This window comes from Kitasatospora sp. NPDC057015, from assembly GCF_042673745.1.
Taxonomy (GTDB): Bacteria; Actinomycetota; Actinomycetes; order Streptomycetales; family Streptomycetaceae; genus Kitasatospora.
In genome coordinates this window covers 39,765-65,224 of record NZ_JBHUSG010000012.1, presented here as the reverse complement: position 1 = coordinate 65,224, position 25,460 = coordinate 39,765, and the positions used below count along the sequence as shown (strand labels likewise).

Annotated in this window: 22 protein-coding genes; 13 read left to right on the top strand and 9 right to left on the bottom strand. The window is 74.9% G+C overall.

Annotated features, from left to right (window positions below; genetic code table 11):
* Nucleotides 1-60: 60 nt before the first annotated feature.
* The 7 genes from ACFTWP_RS14520 to ACFTWP_RS14490 all read left to right on the top strand — a co-directional run bounded on the left by ACFTWP_RS14520 (nt 61) and on the right by ACFTWP_RS14490 (nt 6,145).
* On the top strand, nt 61-315 hold the full coding sequence (locus ACFTWP_RS14520) for an acyl carrier protein (RefSeq protein ID WP_380264848.1): 255 nt from the start codon (nt 61-63) through the stop codon (nt 313-315).
* Between the two features lie 27 nt (nt 316-342).
* Nucleotides 343-1,296 (top strand): beta-ketoacyl-ACP synthase III, encoded by a 954-nt coding sequence (locus ACFTWP_RS14515; RefSeq protein ID WP_380264847.1) that lies wholly within the window; start codon nt 343-345, stop codon nt 1,294-1,296.
* Between the two features lie 182 nt (nt 1,297-1,478).
* Nucleotides 1,479-2,459, top strand: a complete 981-nt coding sequence (locus ACFTWP_RS14510; RefSeq protein ID WP_380264845.1) for a JmjC domain-containing protein — start codon at nt 1,479-1,481, stop codon at nt 2,457-2,459.
* Nucleotides 2,456-3,754: an MDR family MFS transporter gene (locus ACFTWP_RS14505; protein WP_380264844.1), complete on the top strand. Its 1,299-nt coding sequence runs from the start codon at nt 2,456-2,458 to the stop codon at nt 3,752-3,754. Before ACFTWP_RS14510 ends, ACFTWP_RS14505 begins: the two co-directional genes overlap by 4 nt.
* Nucleotides 3,751-3,900, top strand: a complete 150-nt coding sequence (locus tag ACFTWP_RS14500) for a hypothetical protein (RefSeq protein WP_380264843.1) — start codon at nt 3,751-3,753, stop codon at nt 3,898-3,900. The genes ACFTWP_RS14505 and ACFTWP_RS14500 overlap by 4 nt, the downstream gene beginning before the upstream one ends.
* Nucleotides 3,900-5,303, top strand: a complete 1,404-nt coding sequence (locus ACFTWP_RS14495; RefSeq protein ID WP_380264842.1) for a YcaO-like family protein — start codon at nt 3,900-3,902, stop codon at nt 5,301-5,303. The genes ACFTWP_RS14500 and ACFTWP_RS14495 overlap by 1 nt, the downstream gene beginning before the upstream one ends.
* Nucleotides 5,304-5,500: 197 nt before the next feature.
* Nucleotides 5,501-6,145, top strand: coding sequence for a ScbR family autoregulator-binding transcription factor (locus ACFTWP_RS14490; RefSeq protein WP_380264841.1), 645 nt, complete (start codon nt 5,501-5,503; stop codon nt 6,143-6,145).
* An 86-nt stretch (nt 6,146-6,231) separates the two neighbouring features.
* Here ACFTWP_RS14490 and ACFTWP_RS14485 read toward each other — a convergent pair whose 3' ends face one another.
* From ACFTWP_RS14485 to ACFTWP_RS14475, 3 genes are all read right to left on the bottom strand, one after another.
* Nucleotides 6,232-6,993: an SDR family NAD(P)-dependent oxidoreductase gene (locus tag ACFTWP_RS14485; protein WP_380264840.1), complete on the bottom strand. Its 762-nt coding sequence runs from the start codon at nt 6,991-6,993 to the stop codon at nt 6,232-6,234.
* Nucleotides 6,994-7,125: 132 nt separating this feature from the next.
* Nucleotides 7,126-9,735 (bottom strand): ATP-dependent helicase HrpB, encoded by a 2,610-nt coding sequence (gene hrpB / locus ACFTWP_RS14480; protein WP_380264839.1) that lies wholly within the window; start codon nt 9,733-9,735, stop codon nt 7,126-7,128.
* 7 nt (nt 9,736-9,742) lie between these two features.
* On the bottom strand, nt 9,743-10,696 hold the full coding sequence (locus tag ACFTWP_RS14475; RefSeq protein WP_380264838.1) for a class I SAM-dependent methyltransferase: 954 nt from the start codon (nt 10,694-10,696) through the stop codon (nt 9,743-9,745).
* Between the two features lie 365 nt (nt 10,697-11,061).
* Between ACFTWP_RS14475 and rpsA the strand changes: the two genes are divergently transcribed.
* Nucleotides 11,062-12,552, top strand: a complete 1,491-nt coding sequence (rpsA, locus tag ACFTWP_RS14470; RefSeq protein ID WP_073921975.1) for a 30S ribosomal protein S1 — start codon at nt 11,062-11,064, stop codon at nt 12,550-12,552.
* A 303-nt stretch (nt 12,553-12,855) separates the two neighbouring features.
* Nucleotides 12,856-15,228: an MMPL family transporter gene (locus ACFTWP_RS14465; protein ID WP_380264837.1), complete on the top strand. Its 2,373-nt coding sequence runs from the start codon at nt 12,856-12,858 to the stop codon at nt 15,226-15,228.
* A gap of 138 nt (nt 15,229-15,366) precedes the next feature.
* Here ACFTWP_RS14465 and ACFTWP_RS14460 read toward each other — a convergent pair whose 3' ends face one another.
* Nucleotides 15,367-15,816: a MarR family winged helix-turn-helix transcriptional regulator gene (locus ACFTWP_RS14460; RefSeq protein ID WP_380264836.1), complete on the bottom strand. Its 450-nt coding sequence runs from the start codon at nt 15,814-15,816 to the stop codon at nt 15,367-15,369.
* 62 nt (nt 15,817-15,878) lie between these two features.
* Between ACFTWP_RS14460 and ACFTWP_RS14455 the strand changes: the two genes are divergently transcribed.
* Nucleotides 15,879-16,520: an MBL fold metallo-hydrolase gene (locus ACFTWP_RS14455; protein WP_380264835.1), complete on the top strand. Its 642-nt coding sequence runs from the start codon at nt 15,879-15,881 to the stop codon at nt 16,518-16,520.
* A gap of 85 nt (nt 16,521-16,605) precedes the next feature.
* A complete protein-coding gene (gene coaE / locus ACFTWP_RS14450; protein ID WP_380264834.1) occupies nt 16,606-17,196 on the top strand; it encodes a dephospho-CoA kinase in 591 nt (196 codons plus the stop codon).
* Nucleotides 17,197-17,290: 94 nt separating this feature from the next.
* Here the strand turns inward: coaE and ACFTWP_RS14445 are convergent, their stop codons facing one another.
* The 3 genes from ACFTWP_RS14445 to soxR all read right to left on the bottom strand — a co-directional run bounded on the left by ACFTWP_RS14445 (nt 17,291) and on the right by soxR (nt 19,264).
* Nucleotides 17,291-17,677, bottom strand: coding sequence for a VOC family protein (locus ACFTWP_RS14445; protein ID WP_380264833.1), 387 nt, complete (start codon nt 17,675-17,677; stop codon nt 17,291-17,293).
* Between the two features lie 89 nt (nt 17,678-17,766).
* Nucleotides 17,767-18,618, bottom strand: a complete 852-nt coding sequence (locus tag ACFTWP_RS14440; RefSeq protein WP_380264832.1) for an SAM-dependent methyltransferase — start codon at nt 18,616-18,618, stop codon at nt 17,767-17,769.
* Nucleotides 18,619-18,772: 154 nt separating this feature from the next.
* Nucleotides 18,773-19,264, bottom strand: coding sequence for a redox-sensitive transcriptional activator SoxR (soxR, locus tag ACFTWP_RS14435; RefSeq protein WP_380264831.1), 492 nt, complete (start codon nt 19,262-19,264; stop codon nt 18,773-18,775).
* Nucleotides 19,265-19,318: 54 nt separating this feature from the next.
* On the opposite strand from soxR, the gene ACFTWP_RS14430 reads away from it, so the two are divergent.
* Nucleotides 19,319-20,062 carry a transketolase gene (locus ACFTWP_RS14430; RefSeq protein WP_380264830.1) on the top strand — a complete coding sequence of 248 codons (744 nt, stop codon included), beginning with the start codon at nt 19,319-19,321 and terminating at the stop codon, nt 20,060-20,062.
* Between the two features lie 96 nt (nt 20,063-20,158).
* Nucleotides 20,159-21,064: a transketolase family protein gene (locus ACFTWP_RS14425; RefSeq protein WP_380264829.1), complete on the top strand. Its 906-nt coding sequence runs from the start codon at nt 20,159-20,161 to the stop codon at nt 21,062-21,064.
* A 93-nt stretch (nt 21,065-21,157) separates the two neighbouring features.
* On the opposite strand, the gene treZ is transcribed toward ACFTWP_RS14425, so the two are convergent.
* On the bottom strand, nt 21,158-22,891 hold the full coding sequence (treZ, locus tag ACFTWP_RS14420; protein ID WP_380264828.1) for a malto-oligosyltrehalose trehalohydrolase: 1,734 nt from the start codon (nt 22,889-22,891) through the stop codon (nt 21,158-21,160).
* Nucleotides 22,888-25,413, bottom strand: coding sequence for a malto-oligosyltrehalose synthase (gene treY, locus ACFTWP_RS14415; RefSeq protein WP_380264827.1), 2,526 nt, complete (start codon nt 25,411-25,413; stop codon nt 22,888-22,890). The genes treZ and treY overlap by 4 nt, the downstream gene beginning before the upstream one ends.
* Nucleotides 25,414-25,460 lie beyond the last annotated feature (47 nt).

Sequence of the window (25,460 nt, the reverse complement as noted above, 5' to 3'; positions counted from 1 at the left end):
TTCCGGTACGGCCGATGAGCACGACGGCCGCCGAACGGAGCACGAAGGAGTTGCAGTTTCATGACCGGTTCCACCCTCACCCGTGAGGCCGTCGAGAAGTTCGTCGTCGACACCCTGGAGGAGCTCGGCGCGGAGCGCTCGGAAATCGTTCCGAGCGCCTCCTTCGAGGACCTCGGTGTGGACTCCCTCGACGTGACCGATCTGGGGGCCTCGGTCAAGCGCGAGTTCGCCATCGAACTGCGGGCCCGGGATTTCGAGGAGGCCCTGCTCGTCCAGGACGCGCTGGCCGTCATATACGCGAAGGCCGGCCTCTAAGGCCGCCGTCCGAGAGAGAGGCACCTGGTGACCGTCACCCTGGCCGGCTCCGGCGCGGCACTGCCCGAACGAGTCGTCACGAACGCCGACTTCGCCCATCTCGACTCCTCCGACGAGTGGATCGTCAAGCGCACCGGAATCCGCGAGCGCCGCTGGCTGGACGAGCACACGCCGCTCGCCGACCTCGCGGTCGCCGCCTGCGAGCGGGCGCTGGCGGACGCCCGCCTCGACGCCAAGGAGCTCCAGCAGGTCGTGGTGGCCACCTCCACCGCCGACCGGGTCAGCCCGGGCCTGGCCGTCGAGGTCGCCACCCGGCTCGGCGCCGACCGCCCGGCGGCCTTCGACGTGTCGGCCGGCTGCTCGGGCTTCCTGTACGCCCTGGACCACGCGATCGCCGTGGTGGAGTCCGGCCGCGCCGAGAACGTCCTGGTCTGCGGCGCGGAGGCGCTGTCCCGGATCACCGACAAGACCGACCGCTCCACCGCGGTGCTGCTCGGCGACGGCGCCGGCGCGGTGGTGGTCAGGGCCGCGACCGGCGCGCTGCGGCCCGCCTTCGCGCTCGGCTCCGACGGCGAGCGGATCGACCTGCTGTACGTCGGCAAGCCGGACCACCTGCTGCGGATGCGCGGCCGGGAGATCTACGAGCACGCGGTGGACGCCATGGTCGGCAGCACCGAACAGGTGCTGGCCGCCCGCGGCCTCCGCACCGACGACCTGGACCTGCTGGTCGCCCACCAGGCGAACGCCCGGATCGTGCGGGCGGTCGCCCGCCGGCTCGCGGTGCCGGACGAGAAGGTCTTCCTCAACATCGAACGGGTCGCCAACACCTCGGCCGCCTCCATCCCGATCGCGCTCACCCACGCCCGGGAGTCCGGCGTCCTGCGGCCCGGAGCCCTGCTCGGCCTGGCCACCTTCGGCGCGGGCCTCACCTGGGGCGCCGGAGTGATCAGCTGGAAGCACCCCGGAGTCCGGACGACCTGACGGCGGGCGCCCCGCGGGCCGGCGCCCCGGGGCGCGCGCCGCGGGCCCGTCCAACTGCGCAGAACCGGCGGTTGCCCGGTCCGGCCCTACCCGGCCCGCCGCCCCCACCGCACCGCCGCCCCCACCGCGGCGGCGCCCGGCCCGCCGGCCGCCCGACACCGAACGCGAACGAAGGAGCCGCCGTGGACGAGCTGACATCCGACGAAGGGGAGTGTCCCCCGGCCGGCGGCCTCGCCGGCCTGCTGCACCCGCTCACCGAGCCGGAGTTCCTCCGCCACCGCCTCGGTACCGAGCCCGTCCTGATCCGGGGCGAGGACGAGCGGTTCCGAGGCCTCTTCGGCTGGGACGATCTCAACGAGATCCTCGCCGCCCACCGCGCCGACGCCACCCGGACCCACCTGGTGCGCTCGGCCGGCGGCATCGCCCTGGCCACCTGCTCGCGGCCGGTGCCGCAACTCGCCCCGCGCGGGCGCCCCTCCCGGCTCGACCCGGAGCTGCTCCAGCAGGCCCTCGCCGCCGGCGCCACCCTGGTGGTCGACGGCATCGAGGAGATGCACGCCCCGCTGCGGACCCTGGTCGCCGGCGTGGAGCGGTCGCTGGGCGCCCTCGTCCAGGCCAACCTCTACGCCAATCTCGGCGGCGCCGCCCAGGGCTTCCACACCCACTGGGACGACCACGACGTCCTCGTCCTGCAGACCGAGGGCGCCAAGCACTGGGACCTCCACCCGCCGACTCTGGACCACCCGGTCGGCGTGCTCAGCGACCCGCCCCGCCCGGCCGAGGGCGTCACCTCCTGGTCCGGCGAGCTGACCCGCGGCGACGTGCTGTACCTGCCCCGCGGCTGGTGGCACACCGTCAGGGCGGTGCCGGGACGCCCCAGCGCCCACCTCACCCTCGGCAGCCGGCTGCCGTCGGCGGGCGACCTGCTGCGCCGCCTGCTCGTCCGGCTGGCCGTCGAACAGCCCGCCGTCCGCCGGGACCTGCCGCGGTTCGCCGACGAGCGGACCGCCGCCGACTGGTACGCGCAGTTGCGCGGGGCGCTGACCGACGCGGTGGCCGAACCCGGCCTGCTGGAGAAGCTGGCCGCCGAACTGGACGAGGGCGCGCCCGCCAGAGCCCGCTTCACCCTGCCGCACGGGATTCCGGGTGAGGCCCCCCGGTGATCCCGGGGAAACCGGGCCGCCCGGCCCTGCCCGGCGCGGTGCGCGGACTGCCACCGGTGTTCTGGTGGATCTGGTCGACCCTCCTGGTGAACTGGCTGGGCGCGTTCGCCGGCCCCATGCTGGCCTTCTCGCTCACCACCGGCCGCGGCTACTCCGCCTCGACCACCGGGTTCGTGATCTCGATGCTCGGGCTCGGGTCGATGGCCGGCAGCTTCGCCGGCGGGATCCTCGCCGACCGGCGCGGACGGCGCGCCACGATGGCCGCCGGGCACTGCTGGGCCGCGGCGAGCACCGCGCTGCTGGGCCTGGCCGAGCAGCAGTGGCTGGTCACCGCGGCGGCCTTCGCGGTGGGGCTGGGCACCGGCGCGGTCCGCCCGGCCGCCGGGGCGACCATCGCCGACGTGGTGCCGGCCGGGGACCGGCAGCGGGCCTTCGCACTCAACTACTGGGCGGTGAACGCCGGACTGGCGGTCTCCGCCGTACTCGCCGGCCTGATGGTCGGCCACGGCTACCTCCTGCTGTTCCTCGCCGACGCCGCCACCACCCTGGTGTGCGCCGTGGTCGTCCTGGTGAAGATCCCGGAGACCCGGCCGGCCCCGACCGCCCGGCCCACCGGGCCCGGCGCCGAGCCCTCACCGCTGCGCCGGGACCGCGCCTTCCTGCTGTTCGTCCTGCTCACCCTGGCGTTCGGTGCGGTCTTCGAGCAGCACGGCGCCGCGCTGCCCGTCACGATGGCCCGGCAGGGGCAGTCACCGACCCTGTTCAGCCTGCTCAACGGGCTGAACGCGGCGCTGGTGGTGACCCTGCAGATCCCGCTGACCCGGCTGGTGGCCGGCCGCTCGCGGGCGCCGGTGCTGCTGGCCGCCGGAGTGCTGCTCGGCGGCGGCCTGGGCCTGACCGCCTTCGCGGGCTCCGCCGCCGGCTACGCCCTGTCCGTCACGGTCTGGACCCTCGGCGAGATGCTGCAGGCCCCGGCGGGCAGCGCGGTCGTCGCCGAACGGGCTCCGGCCCACCAACGCGGCCGCTACCAGGGCGCGTACGGGACGGCCTGGTCCGCCGCCGCGTTCCTCGGGCCGGCCGGCGGCGGCTGGGTCCTCGACCGCTGGGGCGCCGGGTGGTTGTGGACGCTGTGCGCCGTCCTCGGCACCGCGGCCGGTGCGGGCTGCGCACTGGTGGTCGGCCGCGACCGGAGTTTCCGCACGGCACCCGCCGTGCGGGAGGGGAGCGCGGAACCGCTCCCCGACTGCCCGTCCGAATCCGGGCGGGGAGCCGTCAGTGAAAGGAACCCGACATGACCCAGCTCGTCGTCAACAACTGCGTTTCGGCCTTCCTCGACGAGGAGAACGAGGAGTTCATCGCCGACAACTGCGTCGCCGCCTACCTCGGTGCCGAACCCGAGCAGTTCATCGCGAACAACTGTGTCGCGGCGTACGTGGGTTGATGAACCTCACACCGCGACCGGAGTCCGGCCCGGACGGCACCCGCCGTCCGGCGCCGGGCTCCGGCCCTCAGCCGGGCGCCGTCCACCCGCGCATTGTCGCCGGGACCCGCGCCTTCGCCGGGGTCGCCGGCACGCCCCCCGCCCTGCACCTCGCGGTGAGCGACCTGGCCGACCTCACCGCCGAGCGGCCCTGGCAGGCCGACCGGCAGGCCTTCGGCACGTCCTGGCAGGGGCCCGAGGAGGCCCGGCGGGCCGCCCTGGGCGAGGCCGTCGAGCGCTTCTGCAATGCCACCGCGCCCGACATCGACCGTGTGACGTACGGGAGTTACCGGGAGCTCCGGCGGCGCGGCAGGCCCGCGCTGGACCCGCGGGAGCTGATCCTCTACTCCGAGCGGCAGTACGCGACCCCGGGCTTCCCGTTCCTGCCGTTCGGGCCGGACTCCCCGGCGCACTGGGTCGAGGGCCGCGTCGCCGGCACCGGGGAGCCGGTGCAGGTGCCCGCCTTCCTGGTGTACACCGCCTGGTGCCGGATGCCCCGCCGGCATCCCGAACCGCTGTACGCCTTCCCCGCGATCGGCGGCATCGCGGCCGGTCCGGACCTCGAACTCGCCCTGCTCTCAGGGCTGGAGGAGGTCATCGAGCGTGACGCGGTGGCCGTCTGGTGGGCGAACGCGCACCCGGTGCCGGCACTGCAGCCGACCGAGCGGCTGAGCGCCCTGCTCGGCCCGGCGGCGCGCGACTACGAGATCCGACTGGCCCATCTGGACAACGAGTTCGCGGTTCCGGTGCTCGCCGCCGGGGTGCGCAGCCGGGCCGAGGGCTGGCTGGCCTACGGGTTCGCCGCCCGCGCCGACCCGGCCGAGGCCGCGGCCAAGGCGCTGGCCGAGGCGTTCACCCTGCAGATCACCAGCCGGACCCTGGACCGCCGGGCGGCGGCGCCGGCCCCCCGCGGCCGGCCGTCGCCGCTGAAGTCCTGGCGCGCGGACCGCCGTTACCTGGACGACTACCGCGCGGACTCCTCGGACGTGGTCGAACTGCTCTGCCACCAGCAGCTGTACCTGGACCGCCGGGCCGGCGACCGGGTCGCCGGGTGGGCCTGGGACCTGCCGCCGGGCGACTGGTCACAGGTGCCCGCACTGCCCCGGCGCGGCGCCGATATCCTGCTCTCCCAAGCCGGTTCGGCCGGCCGACGGGTCATCGTGGTCGACCTGACCACGCCGGAGGCGCGCGCCTCGGGGATGTCGGCGGTCCGGGTCCTGGTACCGGGTACGGTCGGTGCCGCACCCGCCGCCTATCCGGCTCTGGGAGGTCGCCGGCTGCAGGACACGGCCGTCCGACTGGGGTGGCGTGAGCGACCCTTGCACGAACACCTGTTGAACAACTTTCCGCTGCCGCACTCATAGCCCGACAGGCGGGCGACAAGGGCAGATCGCCGGCGACCGGCACGAATTCACCGCACGAGGTTTACCGGTTCTTGGGAAAGCGGCCGGGCCGGGGAGTACGATATGTCCACCGATGATCCACGAAAGGTGGCGTTGTCGCGATCCGAGCCTTCGACTGCGGCTGGGGAGGGCGCGCAGTGCACCGTAGGAGCCGCGACATGTCCACCCAGAAGGAACAGACCGACCCCCTCGGAAAGCGAACCGAGCGGCGGCGGGGGGGTTTCAAACAGGAACGCGCCGTACGGACGGAGGCGCAGATCCTGAGCGCCGCGGCCGATGAGTTCGCACACAAGGGTTTCTACGACGTCACCCTCGCGGATATCGCGGAACAGGCCGGTGTCACCAAGGGCGCGGTGTACTTCCACTACGCCAACAAGGAGGCCATCGCCCTCGCGGTCTCCAAGGAGTACTACGTCCGGCTGGAGGTGCTCTTCGGCGAGGTGAAGGAGCTCGGGCTGCCACCGCTGCAGAGCACGGCCGAACTGCTGACCCGGACGGCGGCCGCGCTGCTCCAGGACCGCACCTTCCAGGCCGCGGTCAGGCTGCAGATCGACCTCTTCCTGGTCGACAGCCGGCTGCCCACCCCCTTCGTCAGCTTCATCGAGGCCGTCACCGACCTGCTGGCCGAGGCCAAGGCACTGGGCCAGCTCGCCGAGGGCAGTGATCCGGCCGTGCTGGCGCGTGTCCTGGTCGCGGCCCTCTACGGGGCCCAGCACATCTCCTGGGTGCTGCACGGCCGGACGGACGTCACCGACCGGGTCCGCGAGGTCATCGAGGTGGTCATCCCCGGCGGCGCCCGGTAGGCCCGACCGACGAGCCGACGGACCGACCAGGCCCGCCGGGCCGGACCCGCCCCGCGGTCCGGCCCGGCGGCGCGTGACGGCGGCCCTCAGCGCGGCGGCATCCGGACGGCGCCGTCCAGCCGGATGGTCTCGCCGTTGAGCATCGGGTTCTCCACGATGTGCGCGGCCAGTGCGGCGAACTCGTCCGGGTCGCCCAGGCGGGCCGGGTGCGGCACCTGGGCCCCGAGGGCGGCGGCGGTCGCCGCGGGCACCGCGTCCAGCATCGGGGTGCGGAACAGGCCCGGCGCGATGGTGACCACCCGGATCCGCAGCGGCGCGAGGTCGCGGGCCACCGGCAGGGTGAGCCCGACGATCCCGCTCTTGGAGGCGGCGTACGCGGCCTGGCCGCTCTGCCCGTCGAAGGCGGCGATGGACGCGGTGTTGACGATCACACCGCGCTCGCCGTCGACCTCCTCGGCACCGGCGATCCGATCCGCGGCCAGCCGGATCACGTTGAAGGTCCCGACCAGGTTGACCTGGACGACCTCGGCGAAGCCGGCCAGCGAGGCCGGGCCGCGCCGGCCGACCGTCCTGGCGGCGGCGCTGACCCCGGCGCAGTTCACCGCGATCCGCAGGGTGCCCAACTCCGCCGCGAGGTCCAGCGCCGCCGCGACGTCCGCCTCGGAGGTGACGTCGCAGGGCGCGAAGACGGCCCCCGGGCCCAGCCCCGCCGCCTCGTACTTGGCCCTGGAGGCCGGTCTGCCGGCCACCACCACCCGGGCACCGCCCGCCAGCAGCCTTCCGGCGGTGGCCAGGCCGAGCCCGGAGGCACCACCGGTGACCAGGGCGACGCTGTCCGCGATCTTCACGCTGCTCCCCTTTCCGGGAACGTGTCAGGGCGCCTTCCCGGCGCTGCCCGATGCTAGTTGCGTGCGGCGCGGACCGTCCCCCTTGCACAGAATCCCCCGTTCACGGGCCGGCCCGCGGCGGCCGGCGGATCGTCAGGTGCGGCGGCTGGTGCGGCGGGTGGGCTCGGCGGTGGTCGGGTCCTCCGGCCAGGGGTGGCGCGGGTAGCGCCCGCGCAGCTCGGCGCGGACGGCGCGGTAGCCCTCGCGCCAGAAGGAGGCGAGGTCCCCGGTGACGGCGGCGGGCCGCCCGGCGGGGGAGAGCAGGTGGACGGTCAGCGGCGCCCGGCCGCCGGCCAGTGCCGGTGCGGCGGACCAGCCGAACAACTCCTGGACCTTGACCGCGAGGACGGGCCGGTCCCCGGTGTAGTCGACCCGGATCCGGGAGCCGGAGGGCACCGTGATCCGCTCGGGGGCGAGCTCGTCGAGGCGGCCGGCCTCGCCGGTGGTCCAGGGCAGCAGCCGCTGCAGGGCGGCCGTGGTGTCGATCCGCTGCAGCGCCGAGCGGCGCCGGGCCCGGGAGAGTTCGGGTTCCAGCCACTGCTCCGCCGCCGCGAGCAGGGCCTGGTCGCCGACGTCGGGCCAGGGGTCGCCCAGGGTGCGGTGCAGGAACGCGAGCCGCTCGCGCAGCGCGACGGCCGCCGGCGGCCAGCCGAGCAGTTCCCCGACGCCCTCCCGGGCGAGCCCGTCCAGCAGGGCGGCCCGGACCAGCGCGGGATCGGGGGAGGGCAGTGGCGCGGAGGAGAGCTCCAGGGCGCCGAGGGACTCGACCCGGCGGGCCGTCAGGTCGCCGTGCCGCGCGCCGGCGGGCGTCGCCCAGCGGACCTCCTCGCGGCCGGTCAGCAGGGGTGCGCCGGCCAGCCGGGCGGTCTCCTCGTCCAGCGCGGCGGCGTGCAGGATCCGGGCGGAGGGCGATCCGGCGGGCCGGTCGGCGACGGCGACGGCCAGCCACGGCAGGCCGGTCAGCGCGGTGCCGGGCGAGGTCTCGGCGGCCGTGCCGGAGGCCATCAGGTAGGGGCTGCGGGTGCCGGGTTCGGGCTTCTCGACGCGGGCCCGGGCGATCCGCTCGGGGAAGGCCAGGGCGACGACCAGTCCGGCGGCGAGGGAGTCCGGCAGGGCGGTCGCGGGGGCCTCGTCCAGGCCGCGCCGCAGCCGGCGGACCTCCTCGCGCCAGCGCGCCGCGTAGCCGTCCCGGCCGTCGCGGACGGCCCGGTGGACGGCGCCGAGGTCGTCGCCGAGCGCGCGCGGCGGCTCCTCGGAGAGCAGGGCGACGATCTCGGCGGCCCGCCGGGAGCCGACCCGCGGGGCGCCGTCGAGCAGCGCCCGGGCGAGCCGCGGGTGCAGGCCGCTGCGGGCGATCCGGGTGCCGCGGGCGGTGGCCCGGCCGTCCTCGTCGACGGCGCCCAGGGCCCGCAGGGTCTGCCGGGCGGCGGCCATCGCCCCGGCCGGGGGCGGGTCGGGCAGGGCGAGTCCGCGGGCGTCCGGGTCGCCCCAGCAGGCGGCCTGCAGGGCGAAGGCGGTGAGGTCGGCGAGGGCGATCTCGGGGGTGGGGAAGCGCGCGGCGAGCGCGTCCTCGGCCTGTTGCCAGCAGCGGTGGACGACGCCGGGCGCCTCGCGTCCGGCGCGTCCGGCGCGCTGCCGGGCGGCGGCCAGCGAGGCCCGGACCGTCACCAGGGCGGAGAGGCCGCGGGCGTGGTCGGTGCGCGGTTCGCGGGCGAGGCCGGAGTCGACGACGATCCGCACCCCGGGGACGGTCAGGGAGGATTCGGCGACCGAGGTGGCCAGGATGACGCGGCGTCCGCCGCCCGCGGTGAGCGCGGCGTCCTGGACGGCCTGCGGGGCCCGGCCGTGCAGTTGCAGCACCTCGGCGCCGAGCTGCGGGCCGCCGCCGAGCAGTCCGGCGACCCTGGTGATCTCGCCGGTGCCGGGCAGGAAGCAGAGCAGGTCGCCGGGCCGCTCCGCGAGGGCGTGCCGGACGGTGGCGGCCACGTGGTCGAGCAGCAGCGGGTCCGTCCGGGTGCCCTGCGGGGGGCGTACGGCGCGTGGCGGGGGCGCCCAGCGGATGTCGACGGCGTGCGAGCTGCCGTGCGCCTCGATCACCCGCGCAGGTCCCTCCTCACCGCCGAGCAGCCGTGCCCAGGCGTCGGTGTCGGAGGTCGCGGAGGCGCAGAGCACCCGCAGCTCGGGCCGGAGCGTGGCCCGCACGTCGAGCAGGAAGGCCAGCGCGGTGTCCGCGTCCAGGTGCCGCTCGTGGCACTCGTCCAGCATCACCGTGTCCACGCCGGACAGCTCCGGGTCGCGCTGCAGGCGCTGCAGCAGCACGCCGGTGGTCACCACCTCGACCACGGTGTGCGGCCCGGTCCGCCGCTCGCCCCGGATGGTGTGGCCCACCCGGCCGCCCGGCTCCTCGCCGAGCAGCCAGGCCATCCGCCGGGCGGCCGCCCGCACCGCCAGCCGGCGGGGTTCGGCGACCAGCACCCGCCGGCCGGGCCCGGCCGGCCCCGGCCCTCCCGGGCCGTCCAGCAGCCCGGCCAGCGCCAGGGGCACCAGGGTGGTCTTGCCGGTGCCGGGCGGGGCGGCCAGCACCGCCACGCCGCGCCCGGCCAGTGCGCGCCGCAGCTCGGGGACGGCCGCCCGGACGGGCAGGTCGAACCGGGCGTCGGCGGGGTCGGGCGCGGGTGCGGCGGGGCCGGCGGAGTCGGTCACGGCCGGATCAGTCCCGCCGCGAGACGAAGATCGCGGTGCCGGGGATCAGCCGCCCGCGCAGCGGGCTCCAGCCGCCCCACTCCTGCTCCAGACCCGCCGGCCACTCGGGCTCCACCAGGTCGAGCAGCCGGAACCCGGCGGCGGTCAGCTCCCGCACCCGGTCGCCGATCGTGCGGTGGTGCTCGACGTAGGTGGCGCGCCCCTGCTCGTCCTGCTCCACGTACGGGGTGCGGTCGAAGTACGGCGCGGTGGCGGTCAGGCCCTCGGGGCCGGGCTCGTCGGGGAAGGCCCAGCGGATCGGGTGGGTGACCGAGAAGACCCAGCGCCCGCCCGGCCGCAGCACCCGGTGCACCTCGCGCATCAGCTGCTCGGTGTCGGCGCTGAAGGGCACCGCGCCGTAGGCCGAGCAGGCCAGGTCGAAGGAGCCGTCGGCGAACGGCAGCACCGCCGCGTCGGCCTGCACGACGGGGACGACGGGACCGCCGCGCCCGAGGTCGATCCGGCGGGAGTGCTGGAGCTGGCGGTAGGAGATGTCCAGGGCGACCGGCCGCGCGCCGCGGGCGGCGAGCCAGCGCGAGCACTGGGCCGCGCCCGCGCCGATTTCCAGGATGTCCGCGCCGGCCAGCGAGGCGGGGTCGCCGAGCAGTCGCGCGTCGGCCTCGTCCAGGCCCTCGGGGCACCAGGTGAAGCGGTCGTCACCGAGGAACTCGCCGTGCTCGTCCTGGTATTCGTCCGCGTTGCGGTCCCACCAGTGCCGGCTGGCCCGGCTGCTCTCGCCGGCCTCGGCCTCACGTCGCAGGGCGTCGTCGTCGTCCTCGTCCGGCAGCGTTCCGGGTGCCGGTTCGAGCAGAGGATCAGGGGTGGTGGCCAAGGTGGTAGTGCCCGTCGCGTAGGGTGTCGTCTGCGGAAAGCGCCGCTGCTCCGGAACCGCCCTCAGAGGTCGGGTCGGGAGTGGTGGCATCCGGGGAGCGGGCCCCTGCGGCTGCCACCCGGTACACCGGTTCCGACCGGAGTACTCGGGGCGCGATTGCGAGGATATGGCCTGATCCACACCGGCCTCCACCGTCTCGCCTTCGTTGGCGTTGACCGTGCCTGGCTGTCCCCGTATGCTACAAGTTGCGCTGCGGGCCTGCGCGCCTCGGACGGAGCAGGTCGCGCTCGCATCTGTCGAAGACCCCACGGTCGCAAGACGGACACCGGTTCTCGGATTTTCTGGGAAGCACCGGTGCGCCGTGCCTTTGGCTGTCCGGCTTTCGGTGGGAGCGATACGGGCCCTCCGCGTGGCATTACCTACGACTTCATGTCCGTACCGGAGCCCTTTTCCTAATGACGAGCCCCACCGACTCCTCCCTCAGCACCACCCCGCAGGTTGCGGTCAACGACATCGGCGACGCAGAGGCCTTCCTCGCGGCGATCGACGAGACCATCAAGTACTTCAACGATGGCGACATCGTCGAGGGCATCATCGTGAAGGTCGACCGTGACGAGGTCCTCCTCGACATCGGTTACAAGACCGAGGGCGTCATCCCGTCCCGCGAGCTCTCGATCAAGCACGACGTTGACCCGCACGAGGTCGTCAAGGTCGGCGACGAGATCGAGGCCCTGGTTCTCCAGAAGGAGGACAAGGAGGGTCGTCTGATCCTGTCCAAGAAGCGCGCACAGTACGAGCGCGCCTGGGGCACGATCGAGAAGATCAAGGAAGAGGACGGCATCGTCACCGGTACCGTCATCGAGGTCGTCAAGGGTGGTCTCATCCTCGACATCGGCCTCCGTGGCTTCCTGCCGGCCTCGCTCGTCGAGATGCGCCGCGTCCGCGACCTCCAGCCCTACGTGGGCAAGGAGCTCGAGGCCAAGATCATCGAGCTGGACAAGAACCGCAACAACGTGGTCCTGTCCCGCCGTGCCTGGCTGGAGCAGACCCAGAGCGAGGTCCGCCAGACCTTCCTCACCACCCTGCAGAAGGGCCAGGTGCGCTCCGGCGTCGTCTCCTCGATCGTCAACTTCGGTGCCTTCGTGGACCTGGGTGGCGTCGACGGTCTCGTCCACGTCTCCGAGCTGTCCTGGAAGCACATCGACCACCCGTCCGAGGTCGTCGAGGTCGGCCAGGAGGTCACCGTCGAGGTTCTCGACGTGGACATGGACCGCGAGCGCGTCTCCCTGTCGCTGAAGGCGACCCAGGAGGACCCGTGGCAGCAGTTCGCCCGGACCCACCAGATCGGCCAGGTCGTCCCGGGTAAGGTCACCAAGCTGGTTCCGTTCGGTGCGTTCGTCCGCGTGGACGAGGGCATCGAGGGTCTGGTCCACATCTCCGAGCTGGCCGAGCGCCACGTGGAGATCCCGGAGCAGGTCGTCCAGGTCGGCGACGAGATCTTCGTCAAGGTCATCGACATCGACCTCGAGCGTCGTCGCATCAGCCTCTCGCTGAAGCAGGCCAACGAGTCCCTCGGTGCCGACCCGGCGTCGGTCGAGTTCGACCCGACCCTGTACGGCATGGCTGCCTCGTACGACGACCAGGGCAACTACATCTACCCGGAGGGCTTCGACCCCGAGGCGAACGACTGGCTGCCCGGCTTCGAGAAGCAGCGTGAGGAGTGGGAGCGCCAGTACGCCGAGGCGCAGACCCGCTTCGAGCAGCACCAGGCCCAGGTCATCAAGAGCCGCGAGGCCGACGCCGAGGCCGCTGCCGAGGGTGGCGACGCTGTTGCCGCCGCCGCCGGTGGCTCGTACTCCTCCAGCAGCGACGAGGGCTCCGGCGCTCTCGCTTCGGACGAGGCGCTCGCCGCGCTGCGTGAGAAGCTGGCGGGCGGCCAGAGCTGAGCTCTCGCCCCCCACCGCTCTCGGCTCCGCTGAGCTGAGCGACGGCTGACAAGAACCCCCGCCCGGGTCTCCGGGCGGGGGTTCCTGCATGTCCGGGCACGGATCGCGGAGGCCGTGCGGGTCGACCGGCATTCCGTGGCGGGGGTCTTATCTGTTCATTATGTGAATGAATAGTGTGATATGGGGCTCATCGGAACTCTATGGGCCTTTCATGCCGCAACGCCTACCTTGGGGTGAGTTGCCCGATCGGGCCCACCCGCCCCTGACGCAAGGCACCCCCCGCATATGCGCCGAAGCTCCGCAGTGACCACCGACGTTCCTGCGTCAGACGTTCCGGCGTCCGGCGATCCCGCGGTGGGCGGCCGGCTGGCCGCCCTGGGGCGGTTCTGCTTCCGCCGCCGCCGCTGGGTGCTCGGCCTGTGGGCCGTCGTCCTGGTGGTCGGTGTGCTGATCGGCGGACGGGTTTTCGAGGGCACCGTCGCCGGCGCGGCCGGCAGCTCCGAGGCCGACCGCGGCGCCGCGGTGGTCACCGCCGCCGACCCGGCCAAGGGCTCCGTCACCGCCGTCGTGGACGGCGCGCCGGTGGAGGACCGGTCGGTGAAGGACGCGGTCACCCGGGCCACCGCCGAGATCGCGGCCCTGCCCGGGGTCGCCTCGGTCACCGACGCCTACGGCTCGGGCCCGGGCTCCGGACCGGCCCAGCGCTCCGGCGACGGCAACGCGAGCCTGGTCACCGTACGGATGACCGACGCCAGCAGCAACGCCCAGCTCTCCGCCGTCACCCAGCGGCTCTCCGGGATCACCGCCGACGGGGCGCACGTCACCGTCGGCGGCGACCTCGTGCTGCAGCAGGAGGTCAAGAAGCAGACCGAGCGCGACACCCGGTTCGGCGAGATCGTCACCCTGCCGCTGACCCTGGTCGTCATGGTGCTGGTCTTCGGCGGCCTGGCCGCCGCGAGCCTGCCGGTGATCGGCGCGGTCGCCTCGGTCGGCGGGGCCCTGCTGGCCATGTTCGGATTCAGTCGGATCATGGACATCGACACCAGCGTGCTGCCGATCGCCACCGTGCTCGGCCTCGGCCTCTCCATCGACTACGCGCTGCTGATGGTCAACCGCTTCCGCGAGGAACGCGGCCACGGCGCCGCCATCGCCGCCGCCGTGGAGCGCACCGCCGCCACCGCCGGCCGTACCGTCGCCTTCTCCGGGCTGACCGTCGCGGTCGCGCTGGCCGGCCTCTTCGTCTTCACCAGCCCGGTGCTGGCCGCCGTCGCCGCCGCGGGGGTGAGCGTGGTGGTGATCGCCGTCGCGGCCGCCCTCACCCTGATCCCCGCCCTGCTCGGCTTCGCCGGCCACCGCATCAGGACACCGGCCGCGCCCGTCCCCGACGAGGGCTTCTTCAGCCGTACGGTGCGCCGGGTCCGCAGGAAGGCGGTGCCCGTCGCGCTGGTCTGCACCGCTCTGCTGGTCGCGGCCGGCGCCCCGTTCGCGGGCGCCGAGATGCGCAACTCGGGCGCCGCGGTGCTCCCCGCCTCCTCCGCCGGCCGGCAGGTCGCGGAGAGCGTCGAGCAGCGCTTCCCGCAGGTCGCGCCCGCGCCGGTCACCGTGGTGGTCCGCGGCGGCGCCGCGGTGGCCCAGGCCTACGCCGACGACGTGGTGGCCGAGCTGCCGGGCGTCAGCGGGGTCCGCGCGGTGACCCCGGTGGGCGAGCAGCTCAGCACCGTCGACGTGCTGGTGCACGGCGATCCGCAGGGCGCCGCCGCCAAGGACGTGGTGAAGGAGCTGCGCGCGGAGCGGGGCGGCCTGACCACGTACGTGACCGGCGGAGCCGCCTCGGTGGTGGACTTCCAGCACGAGCTGCTGACCCGCGGTCCGGTGGCGCTGGGCCTGGTGGCCCTCGGCACCCTGATCCTGCTCTTCCTGATGACCGGCTCGGTGGTGATGCCGGTCAAGGCCCTGCTGATGAACCTGCTCTCGCTGGGCGCCTCGCTCGGCGCGCTGACCCTCGTCTTCCAGGACGGTTGGTTCAGCGGACTGCTCGGGTTCACCCCGGTCGGCGGTCTGGAGACCTTCATTCCGGTGCTGGTCTTCGCCTTCGCCTTCGGCCTCTCGATGGACTACGAGGTGTTCCTGCTCGCGCGGATCAAGGAGCTGCGGGACCGCGGCCACAGCAGCAGCCGGTCCGTGGAGCTCGGGCTGCAGCGCAGCGGGAAGATCATCACCTCGGCGGCCCTGCTGATGGTGATCGTCTTCGCGGGCTTCGCCGCCGGCGACATGCTGATGGTGAAGCAGATGGGGATCGCGCTCGCCGTCGCGGTCGCGGTGGACGCCACCCTGGTGCGCTGCCTGCTGGTCCCCGCCGCGATGACGCTGTTCGGGGAGTTCAACTGGTGGGCGCCGACCCCGCTGCGCCGGCTGCACCGGCGGTTCGGCCTAAGCGAGCACACCGAGCTGCCGCCGATCGCCGCCGCCCTCGCCCTGCCGGCCCAGCGTCGGCCGGCCGCGGAGCCGGCCGACGGGACCTCCGCCGAGCAGTCCGCGGGTCCGGGTGGGGAGCCGTCGGTCGAGCCGGGCGGGGAGTCGGGCCGGGGCCCGGCCGCGGAGCAGCCCGCCGACCGGGGCCGGGTCGGCCGCGGCCGCCCGGGCCGGGTGGTCGCTCCGGGCGCCGCCACCCCCTGATCCGCCACCCCTGATCCGCCGGGTCGTCCGGTCCGGGCCGTTCGGTCCGGTCCGGCGCCGGTCCGGGACGGGGTGGCCGAGGGCGACGTCGAGGCGGGCGGTCGGGGTGACGTCCCCGACCGCCCGCCTCGACGCAGGTCAGCCGATCCGCCGGAGCAGCTCCACGCTCCGCCGCAGCACCAGCTGCTCCTCGGGGGAGAGCCGCTCGGCGATCGCGGCCGCGATCTCGCCCTCGCGCCGGGCCCGCTGGGCGTGCAGGGCGGCGGTGCCGGCCTCGGTGGCGGCGATCAGCAGCTTCCGGCCGTCGGTGGCGTGGCGCTCCTGGCGGACCAGTCCGGCCTCGGTGAGCAGCGTGATCGTGCGGGCCATCGACTGGTGGCGGACGCGCTGGCGCTCGGCGAGCTCGCTGGTGGTGTGCGGGCCCTCGCGGACGAGCAGGCCGAGGACGCCGGCCTGGTTCTGCGGCAGCTCGTCGCCGACCCGCAGCGCACGGACCAGGTTGCCGAGGGCGGTGCGCAGGTCGGCGGCGAGTTCCAGGGGGTCGACGGCGAGTTCCGGCCGGTCGTCGGGGGAGGCGGGGACGTTCATGGGATCAGCGTACCCGGCAGGTGTACAGCAAAACTGCACAGCATTGCTGTAGGGTTTGCTCCATGAAGCTGACCAAGCTCGGCCACGCCTGTGTCCGCCTGCAGCAGGGCGACACCACCATCGTCATCGACCCCGGGATGTTCACCGAGCCCGAGGCGCTCGCCGGCGCGGACGCCGTCCTGATCACCCACGAGCACTTCGACCACTTCGTCGAGGCGCAGCTGCGCGCCGCCCTGGTGGCCGACCCCGCACTCCGCGTCTGGACCAACGGCTCCGTGGCCGCGCAGCTGGACGGCGTCCGGCAGCGGGTCACCGTGGTCGGCGAGGGCGACGCCTTCGAGGTGGGCGGCCTGCGCGTCACCGTGCACGGCGAGTGGCACGCGGTGATCCACCCGGACATCCCCCGGGTCCACAACATCGGCTTCACGGTCGACGGGCGGCTGTTCCACCCCGGCGACGCGCTGACCGTGCCGCCGCACCCGGTGGACACCCTGCTGGTGCCGACCGGCACGCCCTGGAGCAAGGCCTCCGAGCTGATCGACTACGTGCGGGAGGTCGGGCCCGCGCACGCGATCGGGATCCACGAGGCCGTCCTCAGCGAGGTGGGTCAGCAGCTCTTCGGCCGCCTGCTGGGCGAGGGCGGTCCGGGGACGGGCGCGCCGCTGCGCCGGCTCGCCGCCGGCGAGCAGGTCGACCTCGGCTGAGCCCGTCGGGCGCGGCCCGTCCCGGACCGCCGTCCGCCACCGGGCGGGCGCTGACCGGGCGGGCCGCTGCCGGTAGCCTGGCGCCATGCTGAAGATCGGACTGACCGGCGGGATCGGCGCGGGCAAGAGCGAGGTGTCCCGCCTGCTGGCGTCGTACGGGGCCGTGGTGGTGGACGCCGACCTGATCGCCCGTGAGGTGGTCGCCCCGGGCACCGAGGGGCTGGCCGCCGTGCTGGCCGAGTTCGGCCCCGGGGTGCTCCGGGCGGACGGCGAACTGGACCGGCCCGCTCTCGGGGCGCTGGTCTTCGCCGACCCCGAGCGGCTGCGGGCGCTCAACGCCATCGTCCACCCGCTGGTCCGGGCCCGCTCCGCCGCCCTGGAGGAGGCCGCCGCCCCGGACGCCGTGGTGGTGCACGACGTCCCCCTGCTCGCCGAGAACGGCCTCGGACCGCTCTACGACCTGGTCGTGGTGGTGGACGCCGCCGACGAGGTGCGGCTCGACCGGCTGGTCCGGCTGCGCGGCATGGCCCGGGCGGAGGCCGAGGCCAGGATGGCCGCCCAGGCGACCCGGCAGGACCGGCTCGCCATCGCCGACATCGTGATCGACAACGGCGGGTCGCTGGAGACGCTGGCCCCCCGGGTCCGCGAGGTCTGGGAGGACCTGGCGGGCCGCTGATCCCGCCCGCTGATCCCGCCCGCTGATTCCGGGCCCCGCCCGGTGCACCGGACGGAGCCGGTCCGCGGAGCCGGCGCGGGCGGGGTCGCGTCGTTCAGCGCGGCTGGATCAGGTCCCAGCGGTTGCCGTAGAGGTCCTCGAAGACGGCCACCGAGCCGTACGCCTCGTGCCGGGGCTCCTCCAGGAAGGTGACTCCGGCGGCGGTCATCCGGCGGTGGTCCGCCTCGAAGTCGTCCGAATGGAGGAAGAGGCCGACCCGGCCGCCGGTCTGGTCGCCGATCCGGGCCACCTGCTCGGGCTTGGCGGGCCGGGCCAGCAGCAGCCCGGTCTCCCGCGAGCCGCGGGGGGCGACCACCACCCAGCGGTTGCCGTCCGGGCGCGGGGTGTCCTCGCGCAGCTCGAATCCGACGGCGTCCACGTAGAAGGCGATCGCCTCGTCGTAGTCGCGTACCAGCAGGGTGGTCAGTCCGATGTGGGCCATCAGCCGATCCTGCCACAGCTCCGCCCGGGTGATCACGACCGGCCGTCCCGACGCCCCGCCCACCCCCCGACCCGCCGCGCCGGCGGCCGTCAGGGCTTGCGGCCGACCCCCGCCCAGATCGCGACCTCGGCGTCGGTCGGCGCCGGGTCCCGGTCCGGGCGCCAGAGCGGGGCGGTGACCAGCCCGGGCTCGGCCAGCTCCAGGCCGTCGAAGAACCCCAGCACCTCCTGGCGGGTCCGCATGGTCAGCTGGGCGCTCGCCGCGCGGTAGATCGCGGGGCCCTTGGCGGCGGCCTCCGGGGCGGTGAAGTCGCCGGTGGCGTGCGAGAGCGCCAGGTGGCTCCCGGGCGGCAGGGCGTCGACCAGTCGGCGGACGATCGCGTGCGGGTCGTCCTCGTCGTCGACGAAGTGCAGGACGGCGAAGAGCAGCAGGCCCACCGGCCGGCCGGCGTCCAGCAGCCGGCGCACCTCGGGGGTGGCGAGCACGGCGTCCGGGTCGCGCAGGTCGGCCTGGACCACGGTGGCGCTGCCCTGGCTGGCGGCGGCGAGCAGCGCCCGGCCGTGCACCAGCACGATCGGGTCGTTGTCCAGGTAGGCGACCCGCGCGTCCGGGTGGACCTCCTGGGCGATCTGGTGGGTGTTGCCGGCGGTCGGGATGCCGGTGCCGACGTCCACGAAGTCCCGCACGCCCTGTTCGGCGAGGTGCCGGACGGCCCGCCCCAGGAAGGCCCGGTTGGCGAGCGCGCTGATCCGCACCAGCGGGCTGAGGGCCAGCACCTTCTCGGCGGCCTCCCGGTCCGCGGGGAAGTTGTCCTTGCCGCCGAGGTAGTAGTCGTACATCCGGGCGGGGTGGGGTATCTCCGGCCGCAGGTCGGCGGGCGCGCGATGCACCTCGTCCTCCTCGGCGCAGGCCGGCCCCACGGTGTCCTGATGGTCGGTCACGAAGTTCTCCCCGTCGGTGATCCACTCCTGTTCCGGGCAGCATAGGCAGGTGGCGCGCCGGGGCGCGGGCGTTTCACCGAGTGCGCCCGTCATCGAGCGAGCCGTGCGCCGCGGGCCCGCCGCCACCGGCCCGGCCGCCCGCGGCGCGCGGTCGTCAGGCGTCCGCCGGGCGGGGCTCCGGTCCGCCGCCGCCGGGGTCGCGGGTGAGCAGGTAGCGGGCGCCGGGGCCGGCCGCACCGGCGCGGTCGCCGGCGTTGTAGAGGGCGCAGCGGGAGATGGAGAGGCAGCCGCAGCCGATGCAGCCGGTGAGCTTGGCCTTCAGGCGTTCGAGTTCGGCGATCTGCTGGTCGATCCGGGTCTGCCAGGAGCGGGCGACGCCGCTCCAGTCGGTGGCGCTGGGCGCCCGGTCCTCGGGGAGTCGGTCGAGTGCGGTGCGGGCCTCCTCCAGGGAGAGCCCGACCCGCTGGGCGGCGCGGACGAAGGCGACCCGGCGCAGGGTGGCCCGGGGGTAGCGGCGCTGGCCCCCGGCGGTGCGCTCGGCGTGGATCAGCCCGAGCTTCTCGTAGTAGCGCAGCGCGGAGGTGGCGAGACCGCTGCGCTCCGCCAGTTGGCCGATGGTCAGGAGGTCGTGGCGGTTCGGTCCCATGCCCGCCACTCTAGCGCTTGACTTGAAGTCGACTTCAAGTTGCACGATCCTCTCATGACCGCGACAGAGACCCTCCCCCCGCAGCACCGCCGCCCGGCGCAGCCCGCGCGCCGCAGTGCGTACGGCTTCCAGGACCTGCCCGCCCTGATGGCGCGGATGACCGGCGCCGAGAAGCACGGCCCGGCCGCCACGTCCACGCTGGACGTGCTCTGGGTGCTCTACGACCGGGTGCTGAACGTTGCCCCGGCCACCTTCGGACGGCAGGACCGGGACCGCTTCCTGCTCTCCAAGGGGCACGGCCCGATGGCCTACTACGCGGTGCTGGCCGCGAAGGGCTTCATCCCGCCGGCCGCGCTGTCCGGCTTCGGTGCGTACGACTCCCCGCTCGGCCACCACCCGGACCGGCTGCTGGTGCCCGGGGTGGAGATCAGCTCGGGCTCGCTCGGGCACGGCCTGCCGCTCGCCGTGGGCACCGCGCTCGGGCTGCGCGCCCAGGGGCTGAGCGACCCGGCGGTCTGGGTGCTGCTCGGGGACGCCGAGTTCGACGAGGGGTCCAACCACGAGGCGGTGGCCTTCGCCGGAGCGTCCGGCCTGGACCGGCTGAACGTCGTGGTGATCGACAACTCCTCGGCCACGCACGGCTGGCGCGGCGGTGTCGCGGCCCGCTTCGCCACCGAGGGCTGGTCCACGGCCACCGTCGACGGCCGTGACCACGAGGCGCTGTACGCGGCCTTCACCGCTCCGCACCCGGGCCGCCCGCACGCGGTCGTGGCCCGGGTCGAGCCGAAGAGCTCCTGACCGGCTGCCGGTGAGCCCCCGAAGCCCCGCCCCGCCCCTCCGCTCAGCCCCGCCCGCTCGACCCCGCCCCTCCACCTCCTCGTAAAGGGACCTCCGATGGACCTCGTGACGGACACCATGCGCGACCGCTTCCTCGACGTGACCACCCGCCTGCTCGACGAGGACCCGCGGCTGGCGCTGGTGCTCGCCGACATCAGCGCCGCCGGCTTCGCGCCGGCCGCCGAGCGCCACCCGGACCGGGTGGTCAACGTCGGCATCCGGGAGCAGCTGCTGATCGGCGCGGCCGGCGGGCTGGCGCTCACCGGGATGCGCCCGATCGCGCACACCTTCGCCAGCTTCCTCATCGAACGCCCCTTCGAGCAGGTGAAGTTGGACCTGGTGCACCAGGGCGTCGGGGCGGTGCTGGTCAGTGCGTCCGGCTCCTACGACTGGCCGGCCGGCGGGCGCACCCACATGTCCCCGGGGGACGTCGCGCTGCTGGACACCCTGCCGGACTGGACGGTGCACGTGCCCGGTCACCCGGACGAGGCGGAGACCCTGCTGCGGCACGCCGTGGCGGACGGCGACCGCAACGTCTACGTCCGGCTCTCCACCCACCGCAACGCGCTCGCCCGGCCGATCGAGCCGGGCCGGTTCCTGACCGTCCGTGAGGGCCGGGGCGGGGTGGTGCTGGCGGTCGGGCCGATGCTGGACGCGGTGCTGGAGGCCACCGAGGGCCTGGACGTCACCGTGCTGTACGCCGCCAGCGTGCGGCCGTTCGACGCGGCGGGCCTGCGGGCGGCCGTCGGCGGGACCGGCGGCGTGGTGATCGTCGAGCCGTACCTGGCCGGCACCTCGGACCGGGAGGCGCACGAGGCGCTGAGCCAAGTCCAGCACCGCGTACTGGGGTTGGGCGTGCCCCGCGCGGAGCACCGGCACTACGGCTCGGTCGAGGAGCACCTGACCGCCTACGGGCTGGACGCCCGCTCACTGCGCGAGCGGATCGCCCTGTTCTTCTGGTGAGCCGGCTCCTCCGGCAGGTCCGGTCCCGCAGTGGGCCCGTTCCCGCGGTCACGTCCGCCCCGGCGGCGACGGCGCGGCGGCCGGGCCGCCGGCTCAGCCCGTCCGCACCACCGCGGTGGAGTCGGGGGCCAGCAGCAGCGAGTCCCCGTCCGCCTCACACCCGCCGAACACCGCGAGCGAGCCGGCGTAGGGCGCGCCCAGCGGCACCGAACGCGGGCCCTCCGTACCGAGGTTGACCGCCACCCGGAACGGCCCCCGGTGCACCACCAGCCACCGCGCCTCCTCGTCGAAGACCACCCGCACGGCCTCCAGGTCGGGGTCGCAGAGCTCCGGGTGGGTGCGCCGCAGGCGCAGCAACAGGCGGTACCAGTCCAGGATCTCGGCGTGCGGGGGCTGCGCCGGCTCGCTCCAGTCGAGGGTCGAGGCGAGGACCGTCCCGGCGGCCTGCGGGTCGGGCACCTCCTCCGCGAGCCAGCCGTGCTCGGCGAACTCCCGGCGCCGGCCGCGGCGGACGGCTTCGGCCAGCTCCGGGTCGGTGTGGTCGGTGAAGTACTGCCAGGGGGTGCCGGCGGCCCACTCCTCGCCCATGAACAGCATCGGGGTGAACGGCGAGGTCAGGACGAGCGCGGCTCCGGCGGCCAGCCGGCCGGGGGTGAGGCCGGCGGAGAGCCGGTCGCCGAGGGCCCGGTTCCCGATCTGGTCGTGGGTCTGCAGGTAGCCGAGCAGCCGGTGTCCGTAGGGCGGGGGGAACGGCCGACCGTGGTGCCGGCCGCGGAACGAGGACCAGCTGCCGTCGTGGAACCAGCCGCGGGTGAGCACCTTGGCCAGGGCGGCCAGCGGTTCGGTGGCGAAGTCGGCGTAGTAGCCCTGCGATTCACCGGTCAGCGTGGTGTGCAGGGCGTGGTGGAAGTCGTCGCTCCACTGCGCGGCGAGGCCCTGGCCGCCGGCCCGGCGGGGGTCGGTGGTCCGCGGGTCGTTGCGGTCGGACTCCGCGACCAGGAACAGCTGCCGGTTGCTGGTCACCGCCAACCGGTCGACCTCGGCGGCGAGTTGCTCCAGGAAGTGCAGGGCGCGATCGTCCACCAGGGCGTGCACGGCGTCTAGGCGCAGCCCGTCGATCCGGTAGTCGCGCAGCCAGGCGAGCGCGCTGCCGATCAGGTAGGCGCGCACCTCGTCCGAGCCGGGTGCGTCGAGGTTGACGGCCGAGCCCCAGGGCGTGTGGTGGCGGTCGGTGAAGTACGGCCCGAAGGCGGGCAGGTGGTTGCCCGACGGGCCGAGGTGGTTGTGCACCACGTCCAGCACCACTCCGAGGCCCTTGCGGTGGGCGGTGTCGACAAAGCGCTTCAGCCCCTCGGGGCCGCCGTACGGCTCGTGCACCGCCCAGAGCGAGACCCCGTCGTAGCCCCAGCCGTGCCGGCCGGGGAAGGGGCAGACCGGCATCAGCTCGACGAAGTCGACGCCGAGGTCCACCAGGTGGTCCAGCCGCTCGGCGGCGGCGTCGAAGGTACCGGTCGGAGTGAAGGTGCCGACGTGCAGCTCGTACAGCACCGAGCCGGCCAGCGGGCGGCCGTGCCAGGGGGTGTCGGACCAGCGGAAGGCGCCGTGGTCGACGGTCCGGCTCGGCCCGTCCGGGCCGTGCGGCTGGCGCCGGGAGCGCGGGTCGGGCAGCGCCGGGCCGCCGTCCAGCCGGAAGGCGTACTCCCCGGCGGGAGCCGGGCCGCGCCACCAGCCGGGCCGGGCCGGGGCGGGGGCGAGCCGGAACCTGCTGCCCTCCACCTCGACCTCGACCCGCTCGGCCTGCGGGGCCCAGACCTCGTACTCGCTCACGCGTGCTCCTGGGGGCGGGTCAGCAGGGCGGTGGGGTAGTGGTCGAGCAGCTCGGCCAGCGGGACGGGCCCCGGGTCGAACTCGCGCCCGGTCAGCCGGTCCGTCCACGGGCCGGCCCCGGCGGGCAGGTCGAGGGTGCTGTCCAGCCAGCCGCCGGACTGCTCCAGCCCGTACGGGAGCCGGGTCACCGCGGTGATCACCCCGGCGCCGCGCCGGAAGGCGAGCAGGTGGCCGGCGGCCGGCCCGTGCGCGCCGAGCGGACGGTAGGCGCCGAGCGGGCGCTCGCGGCGCAGGTGCAGGGCGGTGGTGGTCAGGTGCAGCTTCTCCCGGGCGAGGTCCCCGCCCGGCCCGTCCGGCCCGGTGAGGCGCCCGCTGGGCGAGTCGGTCAGCCGGACGGCGAGCGCGCCGAGGTCGACCGGCGCGCGGTTGTCCGGGTCGACCAGGGTGTACAGCGGCTCCTCGCTGCCCTGGTACAGGTCCGGCACGCCGGGGACGGTCAGGTGCAGCAGGGCCCCGCCGAGGGTGTTGGCCCGGGCGTACGGGGCGATCGCCCGCACCAGGCCCTCGATCCGCGGGAGCAGCCCCGGATTGGCGTAGACGCCGCGCGCGTAGTCGGCGAGGGCCTGTTCGAACGCGGGGTCGGGCGCCGTCCACGAGGTCTGCTGCTTGGCCTCGCGGGCCGCCTTCAGCAGTGCGGCGACCAGCCGCTCGGGGGAGAGCGGCCAGGCGGCCACCATCGTCTGCCAGAGCAGCCACGCGCAGTTGCGGTCGGGGCAGGGGCCCGCCGCGGTGGTCCAGGCGGCGGCCTCGTCGGCCCAGAACTGCGGCTGCTCGGCCAGCACGGCCAGCCGGGCCCGGGCGTCGGCGCTGCGCTTGGTGTCGTGGGTGGAGAGCGCCGTCATGGTGTGCGGCCAGTGCCGCTCGACGTGCTCGCACCAGGCGTGGAACTCGGCGGGTGCGACACCGGGACGCGACGGCTCGCCGCCGACCTCGTTCAGCGCGGTCAGCGCGTTGAAGCGGTAGAAGGCGGTGTCCTCGACGCCCTTGGCGGCGACCGCCGAGGCGGTCTGCGCGAACCGGACGCAGAACTCGTCCTTCGCCGGGCTGCTGCCCAGCCGGCCCAGGGTCAGCGCGCCGACCAGCTCCAGCGTCCCGGCGGCCGGCCCCCCGGCCGGTACCCGCTGCTGCTCCAGCGCGGCCCGCAGGTGCTCGGCGGCGATCTCGGGGGCCGGCTCGCCGGGACGCACGTACGGGCGGTAGACGGGGTAGGCGGTCAGTATCCGGTGCAGCGCCTCGCGCAGCTCCCAGGGCGCGTGGTCGGCCAGTTCGGGCTCGGCGGCGCAGATCCGCTCGGCGAGCCGGACCAGCCGGTCCACCTCGGCGGCCAGCTCCCCGCGCTCCGCGGTGAGCTGGGCCCGGCCGCGCTGCCCGGCGACCGCCGCCGGGTGCGGGTCCGCGCAGGGCTGCCCGGCGCCCGCGCCCGGGGTGTCCGAGCCGTCCAGGAACCGCTGGTAGGCGACGGTCAGCCGGCCCGCCCCGGCGTGGTCGGTCAGCACGCCGTCGATCCGGCGCAGGGCGTCGTAGCCGGTGGTGCCGGCGCAGGGCCAGTCGGTCGGCAGCTCCTCGTCGCCGGTCAGGATCTTCTCGACCACGGTGTACGCGCCGCCGGTGGCGTCGGCCAGGCGCCGCAGGTAGCCGCGCGGATCGGCGAGCCCGTCCGGGTGGTCGATCCGGAACCCGTCCAGCACGCCCTCGGCGTGCAGGCGCAGCAGCGTGCCGTGGGTGGCCTCGAAGACCTCGGGCACCTCCACCCGCAGCGCGATCAGGTCGTTCACGGTGAAGAACCGGCGGTAGTTCAGCTCGGTCCTGGCCAGGCGCCACCACGCCAGCCGGTACCACTGGCGTTCCAGCAGCTCCGGCAGGGCTAGCCGCTCGGTACCGGGCCGCAGCGGGAACACGTGGTCGTGGTAGCGCAGCACCTCCCCGTCGACGGTGAGCTCGCCGAGCACGGCGCCGAGCCGGTCGCCGAGCAGCGGGAGCAGCAGCCGGCCGCGCTCGGGCGCGTCCACCGGGCCCGGCTGCGCGGCCCAGTCGATGTCGAACCAGCGCGCGTAGGGGGAGTCAGGACCGTCCCGCAGGACGTGCCAGAGCGGCTGGTTGAGCTGCTCCGGGACGGGGACGGCCATGTGGTTGGGCACGAGGTCGGCGATCAGCCGCAGGCCGTGCCGGCCGGCCTCGGCGGCCAGCTCGCGCAGGGCGCCCTCGCCCCCGAGCTGCTCGCTGACCCGGCCGTGGTCGACGGTGTCGTAGCCGTGGGTGGAGCCGGCGGTCGCCTCCAGCAGCGGCGACAGGTGCAGGTGCGAGACGCCGAGCGCGGCCAGGTACGGGACGGCGGCCGCGGCGTCGCGCAGGGTGAAGGCGGGCTGCAACTGGAGCCGGTAGCTGGCGGTGGGAGGCCGGACGGCCCCGGCCGGGCCGTCACCGGCCGGGCGTGGCTGTGCGGGCTCGGCGGGTGAGGTCATGAGTCCATACCTACCCGCCGTGGCGGGTGCCTATGGCCCGCAGTCGG

Excerpts from the sequence above, each read along its gene's own strand:
- ACFTWP_RS14455 (WP_380264835.1), top strand. The coding sequence starts at position 15,879 with ATGAAGCTGACCAAGCTCGGCCACGCCTGTGTCCGCCTGCAGCAGGGC.
- ACFTWP_RS14490 (WP_380264841.1), top strand. The coding sequence starts at position 5,501 with ATGTCCACCCAGAAGGAACAGACCGACCCCCTCGGAAAGCGAACCGAG.
- treY (WP_380264827.1), bottom strand. The coding sequence starts at position 25,413 with ATGACCTCACCCGCCGAGCCCGCACAGCCACGCCCGGCCGGTGACGGC.
- ACFTWP_RS14520 (WP_380264848.1), top strand. The coding sequence starts at position 61 with ATGACCGGTTCCACCCTCACCCGTGAGGCCGTCGAGAAGTTCGTCGTC.
- ACFTWP_RS14425 (WP_380264829.1), top strand. The coding sequence starts at position 20,159 with ATGGACCTCGTGACGGACACCATGCGCGACCGCTTCCTCGACGTGACC.
- soxR (WP_380264831.1), bottom strand. The coding sequence starts at position 19,264 with ATGGGACCGAACCGCCACGACCTCCTGACCATCGGCCAACTGGCGGAG.
- rpsA (WP_073921975.1), top strand. The coding sequence starts at position 11,062 with ATGACGAGCCCCACCGACTCCTCCCTCAGCACCACCCCGCAGGTTGCG.
- ACFTWP_RS14495 (WP_380264842.1), top strand. The coding sequence starts at position 3,900 with ATGAACCTCACACCGCGACCGGAGTCCGGCCCGGACGGCACCCGCCGT.
- coaE (WP_380264834.1), top strand. The coding sequence starts at position 16,606 with ATGCTGAAGATCGGACTGACCGGCGGGATCGGCGCGGGCAAGAGCGAG.
- ACFTWP_RS14475 (WP_380264838.1), bottom strand. The coding sequence starts at position 10,696 with ATGCCACCACTCCCGACCCGACCTCTGAGGGCGGTTCCGGAGCAGCGG.
- ACFTWP_RS14460 (WP_380264836.1), bottom strand. The coding sequence starts at position 15,816 with ATGAACGTCCCCGCCTCCCCCGACGACCGGCCGGAACTCGCCGTCGAC.
- ACFTWP_RS14500 (WP_380264843.1), top strand. The coding sequence starts at position 3,751 with ATGACCCAGCTCGTCGTCAACAACTGCGTTTCGGCCTTCCTCGACGAG.
- ACFTWP_RS14430 (WP_380264830.1), top strand. The coding sequence starts at position 19,319 with ATGACCGCGACAGAGACCCTCCCCCCGCAGCACCGCCGCCCGGCGCAG.
- ACFTWP_RS14445 (WP_380264833.1), bottom strand. The coding sequence starts at position 17,677 with ATGGCCCACATCGGACTGACCACCCTGCTGGTACGCGACTACGACGAG.